Genomic DNA, 12708 nt, shown 5'->3' with positions numbered 1-12708 from the left:
CGTCAGTCGCCGATGCTCAGTCGGGCGTGCACGGCCTGAATGGCACCCGCCATGTCGTCACCGTCGATCTCACTGAGCTGCTGATCGTCCAGGCTCTCGAAGTCCACCGACCGGGCCAGCCTCATGTCCCTGGCCTGCTCGCCGGCTTCGACCAGCTGCCTGGCGTAGCGACCGTTGCCCGCGATGTCGAGCGCGGGCTTGCCGTTCAGCGTGCGCTGCCTGAGCAGGGTGGCCGCCTCGAGCACCCTCTTCGCGGCCTCCTCGCTGAGGGTCGAATCATTGTTCTCTGCAAGCACCTTCGCGATGTCGACGATTTCGTCCGCGTCATAGGAGTCGAATTCCACCCGGGTGGAGAAGCGGGACCGCAGGCCATCGTTGCTCTCCAGCAGCCGGTCGATGTCGGCGCTATACCCGGCGATGATGACGACGAGGCGGTCGCGGTCGTTCTCCATCCGCGCCAGCAGGGTGTCGAGCGCCTCGGTGCCGAATGGGTCGGCCCGGCCGTCGCGCTCCTGCACCAGGGTGTAGGCCTCGTCGATGAACAGGACGCCTCCGACCGCACGGTCGATGGTGCGCGAGGTCTTGACCGACGACTGCCCCTCGTACTCCGCGACGAAGTCCTTGCGGGAGGTCTCGACGAGTTTCGGTTCGGCGATCACACCGAGGCCTGCGAGGATGTTGGCCACCACGCGGGCGATCGTGGTCTTGCCGGTACCCGGCGGGCCGGTGAAGATGATGTGCTTGGACTGCTGGGCGACCTTCATCCCGCGGGCCGCCCGCACCTTCGCCATTTGCGTTGCCGCCCGGTATCTTTCGATCTGTTCCTTGACGCGGCTCAGGCCGATCTGCCGGTCCAGTTCGGCTTGGGCGTCGGCTAGCAGGGTGGCCCGACCGGTGGTGTCGGCCTCCACGCTGGCGGGATCCCACGGGTCCCGACGCGACGCGATCTTCTCGGCCGTGGTGGTGACGAGCCGGTAGCTAGGGTCCCGCAGCGCCGCGGTGACCTTCGGCTCGGGATGGGTGGCCTGCAACCACTCCAGCAGCACGACCGCGGACTCCTCGTTGCCCAGACTGCGTCGCGTCATGGCGAGGTTCCACGCGATGGCCAGACCGCACGCCTCCCCGGCGGGTGACGAATTCGCCTCCGTCAGACGCCGTTCCGCTTCGTTGAACAAGCCGAGGTGAGCGGCGGCCACACCGTGCGCGACGCTTGCGGCGGCCCCGAGGAACTTGTCCGGCCACGTCGTCGCCCCGCGGACCTCGTCGGTCACGTCGGTCCAGCGTTCGGCCGCCCCGTAGACGACCGCCTTGGCCCAGGCGACGAGGTGTTCCGCGCCGCTCGCCTGGACGCCCTCGAGGGCCTCCATGGCGTCGGCGTAGTTGCCGACCGCGGCCTCGTTGACCGCGAAGCCGAGGGTGATGGCCAGCGGGGAATTGATCGGGTAGGTGATGTTGCCGAACTGTCCGCCGATCTCGATGCGCGCCTCGAGTCCGTTCATCGAGATCTCGGCGGCGCCCGCCAACTGCCCGAACCCTCCCCGCGAGTACCAAGCCCGGAACAACGTGGCCCGGTCGGTGTCACCGCAACGGATCCGGCCGACCCAGGCGTCGCACGCGGTCTCGTCGATCGCGGTGATCTCGGTGAACATCTGCAGCGAGCGCGCAGGTGCGGTGGGCAGCATGCCGACGGCGCTGCCGAAGAGGGCGGCCAATTGGTCAGTCATGGTCACCTGCGTACCTCATCGCAAACACCTGCGCGCGTGCGGCACTGGCCTCCTCCGGCGACGGCAGGTCCAGGTCTCTGGTGAGGAAGTCGCGGGTGGCGGCCTCGTCGTGACCCTGCCGCCTCATGCCGTCGAGGACATGGACGTATTGCGCCGCCCTGGCATCGCTGGTGGCCAACCCCGCGATGACGACGATCTCGTCGGCGAGGTCGGTCTCGGTCATCGCGATCACCTGCGGTGCAAGGTCGATCCGGCGGACACGTCCGTCCATGAACGCCGAGACGGTCACCGTCGCGGGCGGGTTCGTCACGGTGAACGTCACCGAGTCGATCTCGGGGGCGTCGTGTGGCGCAGTGGAGTCGTCCACCAGGAGAAGACCTTCCTCAGTCCGGGCGGCTGCCATCGAATTCGGCGGACTTCTCGTCGAACCACGCCTTCGATGGCAGGAACTCCATCAGACCGTCGAGGGCACGCTGCAGATTCTCGGGCGTACCCGGCAGGAAGCTGCCATACAACTCGCCGTTGACGCGGCGGGGTATCGACACGATCCGCCCGTGACGGGAGTCGAGCACCCCCGCGGCGACGTCGGCCTGGGTGGAGGTCCCACCCGGGTGACGTTCGTTCGCGGTGATCTCTACCCAGCTGCTGGGGGTCGCGGTGATCTCCGCGTACAACCTGGCCGAGGGCGGATCGATGCCGAACTGGGCCAGCTGGTTCGCGGTCGTCGATTGCCCCAACTTGCTGGCGACGCCGGTGAGCGGTTCGACGTCGGCGGGCATGGCCGAGCCCAGGACGGCCATCACCATGCCGGCCAACCCCACCTGGGGAGCAATTCGCTGAAGCACGATCATGTCGCCGTCACGCGCGGCGATGACATGGCGGTCGCCCTTGCGGCAGACGGCGAATCGCACCATCTTGCCGCCGACGTCCCGTCGCCACCAGCGACCCTCGAGGGTGCGGTCGGGGCGGCTCAACGTGTCGACCATCGCGGAGACCTCGGGATGCGGCGTGCCGTACACGTCCAGCACGCCCTGCGCGGTCAGGTCGCGGGCGACCTGCTCCCAGACGACGTCGCGCAATTCGAGCTGCGGGATGTTGGGGCGGATGCCGAGCGACGGCGGAAACTCCATCATGTGCAGCCGGTCGGCGATGACGAGCATCCCGTCGATCGTGACCTCGACCGCGACGACGTCGTCGATGTGGGTGCTGCCGTTGGAGAGCACCGACACGGCTACCTCCCCTTCCGCTCGATGGCCACGACACCCGCTCGCACTTCGCCGACCACGTCGATAACCCCTCTTACCCGATCTTCCTAGGGCACCCACCCCCGCGGAACCGTGGGGGTGGGGACGGCCGTCGAGATTTGCCCGCGGGCCACACGTGATGGGGCCGACCGTCACCGTCCCCGAGCTCTGCTCGATACGAGGGTACCAGCGGTTTCAGAACCTCTGATACACCAATTCCGCGGCAATCGCACCTGGGATGAACTGCGCTGACGACGGCGTATCGCCAGCGGCGTCCGAGCCGGCCCCCGGTACGGGCCACCGACGAACGCAGCGCAGACCGCCCCGGCGGCGGTCGATGTGCGCGACCTAGACATTCGTTTGCTGGCGACGTGCGAGAGGCTCGCGGCGATCGACGCCAGGGTGGCAACCGTCGTCAGTGGTTGATACTGGGGTGCATGCCGAATGGCGCGTCGTCTGATCAATGGAATGGAGCCCTGGTGCCGTGAGTGATCGCGACGACGCCCTGCGCAGGCAACTCGGGTGGACCGGCCCAGAGGAATCCGACTACGAACCTTCCCCGGCCGAGCCGACGGTCACCCCCGCGGCGACGCCGCCACCGTCGCGCCCTCCCGTCGATTACGTGCCTGCGGACGCACCGCAGGAACCTGCCGCCGACGCGGACGTTCCGCCTCAGCAGTTCACGCCCCCGCCCCCGCCGGCGCCGCCGCAGCGCTTCGGTCCACCGCCACCGCCGCAGGGCAGCCGCCCGACCGAGCCGCTGCAGCCGTGGGGCGGACCGCCACCCGGTCCGCCGCAGCAGATGTGGCCGCAGGGCCGCCCACCCCGACCGAACCCGCCGCCCCCGGGCGCGCCCCAGTACGGCCAATGGCCGGGGCAGCCGTACGGCCCGGATCCGCGCGTCCCACCGCCCCCACCGACGGGGTCCTATGCCGACCGGATAAGAGCCGATGATCTGGTGCCCAGCCGTCGCATCGTGCCTGCCAAGGGCTGGCGCCGCATGGTCTACAAGATGACATTCGGACTGGTGAACCCCGGTCAGTCACCCGAGGAGATTCGGCAGGCGCAACTCGAGGCGCGGATCAAGGTGGCTCTGCGGGGTCACTACAAGGTCGGCGTGATGGGCAAGGGCGGCGTCGGCAAGACGACGGTGTCGGCCAGCATCGGATCGGTGTTCGCCGAGCTTCGGCAGGAGGACCGCGTGGTGGCGCTGGACGCCGACACCGCGTTCGGAAAGCTGGGGAGTCGCGTCGATCCGAAGGCCGTCGGGTCGTACTGGGAGCTGGCCGGCGACCAGCACCTCGAGACGTTCGCCGACGTTCGGAGCCGGGTGGGCAACAACTCCGCCGGACTGTTCGTCCTCGCCGGTGAGGGCAGCCCCGCCCGCAGGCGGGTACTCGATCCCGCCATCTACCGGGAGGCGGCCGCTCGCCTCGACCGCTACTTCTCCATCACCATCGTCGACTGCAGTTCCACCATGGACACGCCCGTCACCCAGGAGGTGCTTCGAGATCTCGACGCGCTGGTCGTCGTCTCCTCGCCATGGGTCGACGGTGCCGCGGCGGCCGGGCAGACGATGGACTGGCTGGCCAATCGCGGGCTGACCAACCTGTTGCGTCGCACGGTCGTCGTGCTCAATGACTCGGATGGTCACGCGGACAAGCGCACTCGCGCGATTCTGGCGCAGCAGTTCGCCGGTCAGGGACAGGTCGTCGTCGAGGTGCCCTTCGATCCGCACCTTCGCCCCGGCGGTGTGATCGAGGGCACTTCCGAGATGTCCGCCCCGACGCGGCGCAAGTTCATCGAGATCGCGGCCGCGCTCGCGGAGCACTTCCCGGCCAATGACGATCGCGGGCGCGACCGGTAGGCGGGGTCGGCGTCAGGCGAGCTGTCCGATCAGCGTCTCGATGGCGGCCACCGCCGACGCCGAGATGGGCTGTTCGGCCTCGGCCCGGGCGACGTCGTCGTCGGCGACACCCGCAGCCTGAGCGGTCTCGCCGATCGTGAGGTTGGCGGTGCGGCGAGCGGCATACAGTCGCTGGCCCAGGGTGGCGCGGGGCGCGGTCGCCGCCAACATCGTCAACTCGTCCATCCGCCGCCGCACCGTGCTGAGCGCTCGGATGAGCGTCGGGGTCACCCTGCCGATGCGGGTCGCCCGTGCGGTGACCGCTTCGAGCTGACGCAGATCGGACAGGATCGTGGTGATCCGCGGCATGAAGTCGGGGTCGTCGGCGGGCGGCAACGAATCGATCGTCGAGCCGAGGGTGTTGACGGCGGCGACCACCGCCTCGGCAATCAACGAGCCCTCGTCACCGGCCCGTTCCCGTCGCACCGCGTCCGCCGGCTCGTCGGCGCCGGTCCTGATCCGGTTGATGGTTCCCGGCGGCCACTGCAGCACTTCCTCGAGCTTCGCCCGGGTCTTCTCGCGCGGCCAGCTCCTGCCCTTCTCGAACGCAATCAGCGCGCCGGCGTTGATGATCCCGTCGGCGGCCAGACTGCGTTGACTGATGTCGAGCTCGCGCCGACGGGCCGCGGCGGCCGCACCCGCCCGGGCCATGCCGGGATCCAGCGGCTCGGCATCGTCGTGCGCGTCGGTCGTCATCTCTGCTGGTCCCTCGATGCACTGCTATGGCTTGGCTGCAGGGAAAACCGTAGCAGCACGGCACGACGACCTGCGGTCCACCCAGAAACCATCTCATCGCTACGGAAGCACGTCAAGGCCATCCGCACGGCATCCCAATCGTGCCTAGAGTGTGCCTGAGCTGCAAATTCACCATTTGCTCGGCGGCTTTGGCACGGCGCGACCGGCAGCATCGGGGCATCGTCTCTGCCAAGGCAACCCGAATTACATCTCGGTGCTTCAGTTCGAACCGTTGCGTCGCTACGGTTAGTGATATAGATTCGCCTCAACGCGGCGCACCCACTGCGCAAGCAACGACGAGGAGTGACGACATGAAGGCAGCGGGGAACAGACCAGCGGAGACCACGCCAATCGGCCTCGACGGCCTCCCGCTCGGCGAGTGCACCAGAGATCCCGAACGATGGACGACCGCCGCCGACGAGGACGCCAAGTCCATCTGCCGGGCGTGCACGCGACGATGGGCCTGCGCCCGAGAAGCCGTCGAGCTGCCGCGCGCCGAAGGGCTCTGGGCCGGCATCGTGGTGCCCGAGGCGGGCCGAGGCCGGGGGCACGCGCTGCGCCAGCTGCGCGAGTTGGCCGAACGCAACGGCTATCCCGTCCGCGCCCGGCGCATCTTCGTCGAGCATTTCCTGGAATCTGCCTGACCCCTGACGTGGGGCTTGGCGCGCAGTGGCCGGTTTCCGGCGTCGAGGGGTCGCCGGTTCGGAATACCCGAGGGCGGGTGTGCGGTTAAACTGTTGTCGACGGTGCTGGACATGCCCCGGGTACCAACTAAATTCGTCGCCTAGAGCGACCACTTGCCGTGAGGCGCCATGGCGGTACCGTCGCCCGAGCCGCCGATGCCTAGCATCGGCGGCTTCGTGGTTTTCCGGGCCTGTGGATAACCTACGGCGCCTGTCGGGGGCCGCTCCTACCGTGACCCCATGACGAAATGGATCAACACCGTCAGCCGCGGCCATGTACAGCGCGGCGTGGCGGGTGGCTTCACCCAGGCCAACCACGGCAAGCCCCACATGCTGCGCAGAATGGCCCGCGACGACTGGATCATCTTCTACTCGCCGAAGACCGACTACCCCGATGGCGACCCACTCCAGGCGTTCACGGCGATCGGTCGGGTATCCGACGACGAGGTGTATCAGGAGGACTTCGACCCCCAGTTTCAGCCGTGGCGTCGTCGGGTCGAGTTCCTGGCCTGCCGGGAGACGCCGATCCGACCCCTCATCGAGCAGCTCGACTTCATCGAGAACCCGGCGCAGTGGGGATACCGCTTCCGGTTCGGTGTCTTCGATATCGACGACCACGACTTCGACGTGATCCGCACCGCGATGACGGGGTGACGCCCGATACCCTGGCCGGGTGAGCAACACCGAGGCGGCACCCGACCAAGTCGCTTGTCGGGCTTCGCGTTTCACCGGTGTGCTGCATCCCCGCGACGTACCCCTCGGTGGTCCTCGCGCCCTCCGGGTTCGACGGACGCTGCCGCGCGACGGTCCTGCCCGGTGACCTCAAACCTGATGACGGCGGGCGCCGGAATCTGCCACTCCGAGGTGTCCAGCCCCAGCGCGCCGATCCTGCACGGGGTGCAGCTGTGGGTCGCGCTGCTGATCATGTGGTGGAACTTCGTCGGCCGGACCCACGACGAGATCGTCCGCTCCGCCGTCAGTGGGAGGAGCACGACGACCGCTTTGGTTCCGTCGACGGCTATCCGGGTAGACGCCTGTCCGCGCCACCCCTGCCGAACACCACCGTGCTTCCCCGCCCCAACCCCTGACCCGACCCAACCCCTGACCCGAGGAGCCCCATGACCACCGACAAGACGGGTGCGGACACTATCGTCGCGGCCGAGGCCGACCGCTTCACCATCGCCGTCGACGGTCAGACCGTCGGGCTCGCCGAATACTCCGACCGAAACGGCCGACGTACCTTCCCGCACACCGAGGTGGACCGGGCGTTCCAGGGCCGCGGGCTCGCCACGATCCTGGTCGCCGAGGCGCTGCAGGCCACGCGGGAGGCGGGCCTGCGGATCGTTCCGGCGTGCTCGATGGTGGCCGACTACATCGACCGCCACCCCGAATACGAGGACATCACCGATACGGTCTGACACCCGGATATCGTCGGTCGCGATGAGCACACCACTGGCGCCGGCGTTCTTCACCCTCGACGGGGACGGCTTCGCGCCCACCGCGATGGCGAACGGCCCGTGGGGCTCCACGATCGGCGGCAACTTCGTCGGGGGCATCCTGGGCCACGTTCTGGAGCGCGCCGTCGAGGACCCCGGCCTGCAACCCGCGCGTCTGACCGTCGACCTGCTGCGCCCCGCCGCCATGGCGACGTTGCTCGCCCGGTCGTCGATCGTCCGGCAGGGCAAGCGGCTGACCCTCGTCGAAGCTGAACTCCTGCAGGACGACAGGGCCGTGGCGCGGGCGACGGCGTTGTTCCTGCGACGGGGCGACCAGCCGCCCGGAGAAATCTGGACCTCACCGCTGCGGATGCCGGCGGTGCCACCGACCCCGGCGAAGCTGGCCGCCGGCGTACCACTGCTCGTCTGGGCCTACGGCCGGGATCCCGACGTCGCGGGCCGCAGTTTCGACCTGAATGAGTGGCAGCACGATGGCCCGAAGTTCGTCTGGGTCCGTGACCTGGTGCCACTCATCGACGGCGTGCCGACGACACCGTTCACCCGCGCCTCCATGGCGGGGGACGTTGCCAGCTCGTTGACTCACTACGGCACAACGGGTTTGCAGTACATCAATGCCGACTACACGTTGGCACTGAGCCGGCTACCCGAGGGCACGGACATCGGCCTCGCCGCATTGACGTTCACCGGTCACGATGGAATCGCGACGGGCACGGCCGTCCTGTTCGATCAGCGAGGACAGATTGGCACGGCCACCGCCACGACCCTCGCCAACTCGGGCTTCAGCCCGCGAACGCTGAATTGACTGCCTGACGCAGGCGGGACCGCCCTGGCCGTGGCCGACCTGTGGTACCAGTCGCCCGGCCATGACACGGTCGCGCTCACCAACACCGGCCAGGGCCCGGCGCGGGTGCTGCTCCAGGGCGGGCCGCCGTTCGGCGAGGAGCCGATCATGTGGTGGAACTTCGTCGGCCGCACCTACGACGGTGGTCTGCGCACCCGTCTTGTCGGTGGTCATGGGCCACTCGGGAGGCACGGCTGCGCACCATGCCGGCGTGCTCGATGGTGGCCGTAGACGAGTCACGCGGACGTCGGAGTGCTGCTACCGACTGCCCCAATCGTATTGCTGTTTGACGAGTTTGAGATAGACCAATGTCTCGGTCGTCATCACCCCCGGGATGGCGCGGATCTCTGTGTTGAGCACGTCGACCAGGTGGTCGTCATCCACGCAGACCACTTCGACGATGACGTCGAAGGAACCTGCCGTCAGCACCACATACACGACCGAGTCGACGGCCGCGAGCTCGTCGGCGACATCGTTGGTGTCTCCCGTGCAGCGGATGCCGATCATCGCCTGACGTGCGAAGCCGAGCTGCATCGGATCCGTGACCGCGACGATCTGCACGAGGCCGGTGTGGACCATGCGCCGCACGCGCTGGCCGACTGCGGCCTCCGACAGCCCGACTGCCTTCCCGATGTCGCCATAGGATCGGCGGCCGTCGATTTGCAGCTCCTCGATGATGGCCTCCGACATAGGGTCCGCGCTCAATCGGCGGGTTCCTCGTCCCCGTCCATCCAGGCGGTGAGCCTGCCCCTCGCGCTCGCCAGCACGGGGACGAGACCGCGCGGCACCGCCACGATCATCAGCAGGAGGATGAGGCCTAGCACGATCAGCCGGTAGTCGGGCCAACTCTGCAGCCGCGTCTGGACGAAAGTCATGATGACCGTGCCGACGATCGGCCCGGTCAAAGTGCCGAGGCCGCCGACGACCAGCATCGTGACGAGAAGAGTCATCGGCGCCAGGCCCATCATGCTGGGGGACACGACTCCGAACACGAAGGCGTACAGCGTGCCAGCGATACCCGCGAAGAAACCCGAAAGGCCGAACACCACCATCTGGTAGGTACGCGGGCTGATTCCGCGCGCCGCGGCGAGCGCCGAATTATCCCGCAGGGCAACCAGTGCGCTGCCGAGAGGGGAACGGACGACGAGGTACAGGACGACCCCCGTCGCCACCGCCACGCCGAGGGCGATCCAGTACGACGCACGGTCCTTCGCGAGGCCGCTCGTGCCGGCAAGTCCGAAACCGGCATAGCCCGATAGCCCGAAGGACCCTCCGGTGAGCCCCGTCTGATCGGAGATGATGAGGAGCCTGACGACTTCGCCGAACCCGAATGTCATGAGCGCCACGTAGATTCCCCGAAGGCGTAACGCGGGCAGGGCGAGCAGGATCGACACCAGCAGTGACGCGAACCCACCAAGGAGGATCGTCGCCACCGCGGGTAACGCCGTGTGCAGGCTCAGCAGAGCCGCCACGTAAGCGCCGATCGCGTAGATCGCAAGCTGGCCGAAGTGCCAAATGCCCGAGAATCCGAGGACGAGATTCCAACTCTGATTCAGGGTCAGCCAGATGGCCCCGAGCGTTGCGGTGACCAGCCAGCTGCTGTTGGGCACGACGAAGGGAAGTGCCACGGCGGCAAGCAGCCCCACCGTCAGCGCGATCCACTGTGGGCGCGGCCAGCCCATGTCGGCTGCCGACCAGCTTCTGGTTGGCGCGACGAGCGGCGCGTTCTCGATGCTCACAGACGAGCCTCCTGCGGCTTGCCGTCGATGCCCCACGGGCGCACGATCAAAACGGCGAGGATCACGGCGTAGAGCACGGGCAGTGCGAACGTCGAACTCCAGTAGATCGACACCCCCGCTTGTATGAATCCGATGATGTAGGCGGCGATGATGGTGCCGCGCACACTGCCAAGCCCGGCGAAGATCGCCACGATCATGGCTTGCAGCAACGGGAGGTCCCCGGAGTTTGGATACACGAAGTAAATGGGTGCCAACAACACACCCGCAATGCCTGCCAGGGCTGCCGCCAGGCCGATCGTGATGACGTACACCCGACGAGCAGGAATCCCCATCAGCCTTGCCGCATCGATGTTCTGGGCAACGGCGGTGATCGCGAGGCCGTACCGCGACCGGCTGAGGAAGATACCTAGGCCGACGAGGGCGACGATCGCCACCACTGCCATCAGCAGCGAGTGGTAGGTGATCGAGACGCCCTCGACGAGGTCGAGACGGCCGGAGGTCAGTTCCGGGAACGGCTTCTGCCGCGGTCCGAAGACTGCCAACACGATGCTCTGGATGATGGTGGCGATGGCGAACGTCGAGATGAACGCCGTCATCTCGAAGTCGACGCCTGCGCGTCCGAGAAGCGGGCGCACCGCGGCGTAGAACGTCGCGATGCCGAGCAGGAAGGTGATGAGGGCGGCGAAGGCCAACGACGCCCAGACGGGAAGGCCCCACTGCGCGACGAACACGTACGCGGCCATGCCGCCGACCATGACCATCACGCCCTGGGCCATGTTCAGCACGCGCAGGGTGCCGTACACCAGGCTCATCCCAATCGTGATCAGCGCGAGGATCGAGCCCTGGACGATGGTGCTGACCAGAGTCTGCAGAGCGAGGTTCACGACTCCACCCCCAGATACGTGGCGGCGACCGCAGGATCGGACAACACGGCGTCCACGGTGCCGCCCGCTCTGACTGTGCCGTTTTCGATGAGGGTCAGGTGGTCGGCGACGTCGCGCACCCGGGAGAAGTTCTCCTCGACGAGCAGGATCGTCATGCCGGAGCGATGGATCTCGACGATCTGCCGATACACCTCGTCCACCAGGACGGGCGCCAGTCCGAGGCTGGGTTCGTCGATCATCATCATCGTGGCGTCGGCCATTAAACCGCGTCCCAGCGCGAGCATTCGGCGTTCGCCGCCGGACAACGTGCGGGCCTGCTGCCCCCGCCGCTCCGCCAATCGCGGAAAGATTCCATACACCAGGTCAAGCCGGTCGACGCGTTCAGCGCGGCCACCCTTGCGGAGGAACGCCCCCAGGGTCAGGTTCTCGAGGACCGTCATGTCCGGGAACAGCAAATCGCCCTGCGGGATGTGAACCAGGCCGCGACCGGCGATTCGTTCCGGACTCAGCCGAGTTATGTCTTTGCCGGACAACGATATTCGACCAGAGCTGGCGGTGATCAGTCCGCTGGCAGCGCGCAGGATGGTGGTCTTGCCGTGCCCATTCGGCCCGATCACCACCGAGAGTTCACCAGAGGCGACCACTAGGTCGACACCCCGAACCACCGTGGCTGCCCCGTAGCCCGCGTGGAGGCCACTGATCTCGAGGACGGCCTCAGGCATCGTTCGCCCCATCGTCAGTGGTGGTGACCATGCTCTCGCCGAGATAGACGCGCACCACGTCTTCGTGTGCGACCACTTCGGCTGGCGTGCCCTCGAACAACGTCCTGCCCTGGTTCATGATCAGCACGCGGTCAGACAACGCCATCAGCGCCCGCATCACGTGCTCGATGAGCACGATCGTCACCCCTCGCTCCCTGACGTTGGTCAGCAGCACCATGAGCTCGTCGGTCTCGGCGAGGCTCAGTCCGCCGAAGGGTTCGTCGAGGAACAGCATTTCGGGATCGGTGGCCAGGGCGGACGAGATCATCAACTTCTTCTTGTCGAACACCGGCAGCGGACCCGCGTTCACACCTGCCTGCCCCGCCAGACCGACGAACTCGAGTTCCGTCCAAGCACGTTCGAGCGTTTGACGGTCCTTGCGCATCGCCCTCCACCACCGTCGCCCGCCACCGAAGTGGGCGCCAACCACTACGTTCGCCAGCACCGTCTCCGTGTCGAAGACCACGGGGTGTTGAAAGGTCCTGGCGATACCGCGGTGACAGATCTGCGTGACGCTGGCACGGGTGAGGACTTCGCCACGGAATCTCACATCGCCCGACGTCGCACGAGTCATGCCGGTCACCACGTCGAAGAAGGTCGTCTTACCCGCGCCATTCGGTCCGGCGATGCCGAAGACCTGTCCGGGCAGAACGGACATCGAGACATCGTCAACCGCCGTCAGGCCACCGAATCGCTTCGTCAACGCATCGGTTTGGAACAGCGGATCCGTCACG

General features: G+C 67.4%; 15 protein-coding genes and 1 pseudogene. 7 read left to right on the top strand and 9 right to left on the bottom strand.

Annotated elements, in window-relative coordinates; genetic code table 11:
• Positions 1 to 2 precede the first annotated feature (2 nt).
• The 3 genes from eccA to QUE68_RS00395 are packed head-to-tail and all read right to left on the bottom strand — an operon-like array spanning position 3 to position 2884.
• The gene (gene eccA, locus QUE68_RS00405; RefSeq protein ID WP_286274990.1) at positions 3 to 1724 is read right to left on the bottom strand and encodes a type VII secretion AAA-ATPase EccA; all 1722 of its coding nucleotides are present in this window, start codon (positions 1722 to 1724) and stop codon (positions 3 to 5) included.
• Entirely contained in the window at positions 1717 to 2127 is a 411-nt protein-coding gene (locus QUE68_RS00400) for a YbaB/EbfC family DNA-binding protein (RefSeq protein WP_454786410.1), read from the bottom strand. Before QUE68_RS00400 ends, eccA begins: the two co-directional genes overlap by 8 nt.
• Positions 2108 to 2884, bottom strand: coding sequence for an ESX secretion-associated protein EspG (locus QUE68_RS00395; protein WP_284234644.1), 777 nt, complete (start codon positions 2882 to 2884; stop codon positions 2108 to 2110). Before QUE68_RS00395 ends, QUE68_RS00400 begins: the two co-directional genes overlap by 20 nt.
• A gap of 568 nt (positions 2885 to 3452) precedes the next feature.
• Between QUE68_RS00395 and QUE68_RS00390 the strand changes: the two genes are divergently transcribed.
• Positions 3453 to 4835 carry a MinD/ParA family ATP-binding protein gene (locus tag QUE68_RS00390; protein WP_284232055.1) on the top strand — a complete coding sequence of 461 codons (1383 nt, stop codon included), beginning with the start codon at positions 3453 to 3455 and terminating at the stop codon, positions 4833 to 4835.
• Between the two features lie 12 nt (positions 4836 to 4847).
• On the opposite strand, the gene QUE68_RS00385 is transcribed toward QUE68_RS00390, so the two are convergent.
• Positions 4848 to 5570 (bottom strand): transcriptional regulator, encoded by a 723-nt coding sequence (locus QUE68_RS00385; protein WP_284232053.1) that lies wholly within the window; start codon positions 5568 to 5570, stop codon positions 4848 to 4850.
• Positions 5571 to 5920: 350 nt separating this feature from the next.
• Between QUE68_RS00385 and QUE68_RS00380 the strand changes: the two genes are divergently transcribed.
• The 6 genes and pseudogenes from QUE68_RS00380 to QUE68_RS29450 all read left to right on the top strand — a co-directional run bounded on the left by QUE68_RS00380 (position 5921) and on the right by QUE68_RS29450 (position 8821).
• Complete coding sequence (locus tag QUE68_RS00380; RefSeq protein ID WP_286274989.1) at positions 5921 to 6253, top strand: WhiB family transcriptional regulator; 333 nt, start codon at positions 5921 to 5923, stop codon at positions 6251 to 6253.
• A gap of 279 nt (positions 6254 to 6532) precedes the next feature.
• Positions 6533 to 6946 (top strand): EVE domain-containing protein, encoded by a 414-nt coding sequence (locus QUE68_RS00375; protein ID WP_284232051.1) that lies wholly within the window; start codon positions 6533 to 6535, stop codon positions 6944 to 6946.
• A 19-nt stretch (positions 6947 to 6965) separates the two neighbouring features.
• A pseudogene (locus QUE68_RS00370) lies at positions 6966 to 7380 on the top strand (pirin family protein).
• A gap of 30 nt (positions 7381 to 7410) precedes the next feature.
• Positions 7411 to 7710, top strand: coding sequence for a GNAT family N-acetyltransferase (locus tag QUE68_RS00365; RefSeq protein WP_284232049.1), 300 nt, complete (start codon positions 7411 to 7413; stop codon positions 7708 to 7710).
• 22 nt (positions 7711 to 7732) lie between these two features.
• A complete protein-coding gene (locus tag QUE68_RS00360; RefSeq protein WP_284232047.1) occupies positions 7733 to 8551 on the top strand; it encodes a thioesterase family protein in 819 nt (272 codons plus the stop codon).
• Positions 8552 to 8581: 30 nt separating this feature from the next.
• A complete protein-coding gene (locus QUE68_RS29450) occupies positions 8582 to 8821 on the top strand; it encodes a pirin-like C-terminal cupin domain-containing protein (RefSeq protein ID WP_353507021.1) in 240 nt (79 codons plus the stop codon).
• A gap of 27 nt (positions 8822 to 8848) precedes the next feature.
• Here QUE68_RS29450 and QUE68_RS00350 read toward each other — a convergent pair whose 3' ends face one another.
• Genes QUE68_RS00350 through QUE68_RS00330 form a run of 5 tightly spaced genes read right to left on the bottom strand, consistent with a single transcriptional unit; the run spans position 8849 to position 12707 of the window.
• Complete coding sequence (locus tag QUE68_RS00350) at positions 8849 to 9280, bottom strand: Lrp/AsnC family transcriptional regulator (RefSeq protein WP_286275974.1); 432 nt, start codon at positions 9278 to 9280, stop codon at positions 8849 to 8851.
• An 11-nt stretch (positions 9281 to 9291) separates the two neighbouring features.
• Positions 9292 to 10329 (bottom strand): branched-chain amino acid ABC transporter permease, encoded by a 1038-nt coding sequence (locus tag QUE68_RS00345; RefSeq protein ID WP_286274988.1) that lies wholly within the window; start codon positions 10327 to 10329, stop codon positions 9292 to 9294.
• Positions 10326 to 11213: a branched-chain amino acid ABC transporter permease gene (locus tag QUE68_RS00340; RefSeq protein WP_286274987.1), complete on the bottom strand. Its 888-nt coding sequence runs from the start codon at positions 11211 to 11213 to the stop codon at positions 10326 to 10328. The genes QUE68_RS00345 and QUE68_RS00340 overlap by 4 nt, the downstream gene beginning before the upstream one ends.
• Positions 11210 to 11935, bottom strand: coding sequence for an ABC transporter ATP-binding protein (locus tag QUE68_RS00335; RefSeq protein WP_286274986.1), 726 nt, complete (start codon positions 11933 to 11935; stop codon positions 11210 to 11212). The genes QUE68_RS00340 and QUE68_RS00335 overlap by 4 nt, the downstream gene beginning before the upstream one ends.
• Positions 11928 to 12707, bottom strand: coding sequence for an ABC transporter ATP-binding protein (locus QUE68_RS00330; RefSeq protein WP_286274985.1), 780 nt, complete (start codon positions 12705 to 12707; stop codon positions 11928 to 11930). Before QUE68_RS00330 ends, QUE68_RS00335 begins: the two co-directional genes overlap by 8 nt.
• Between the last annotated feature and the right edge of the window lies 1 nt (position 12708).

Origin of the sequence: Mycolicibacterium sp. TUM20985 (genome assembly GCF_030295745.1) — a bacterium.
Lineage (GTDB): Bacteria > Actinomycetota > Actinomycetes > Mycobacteriales > Mycobacteriaceae > Mycobacterium.
This window is presented reverse-complemented; position numbering and strand designations above follow the sequence as displayed.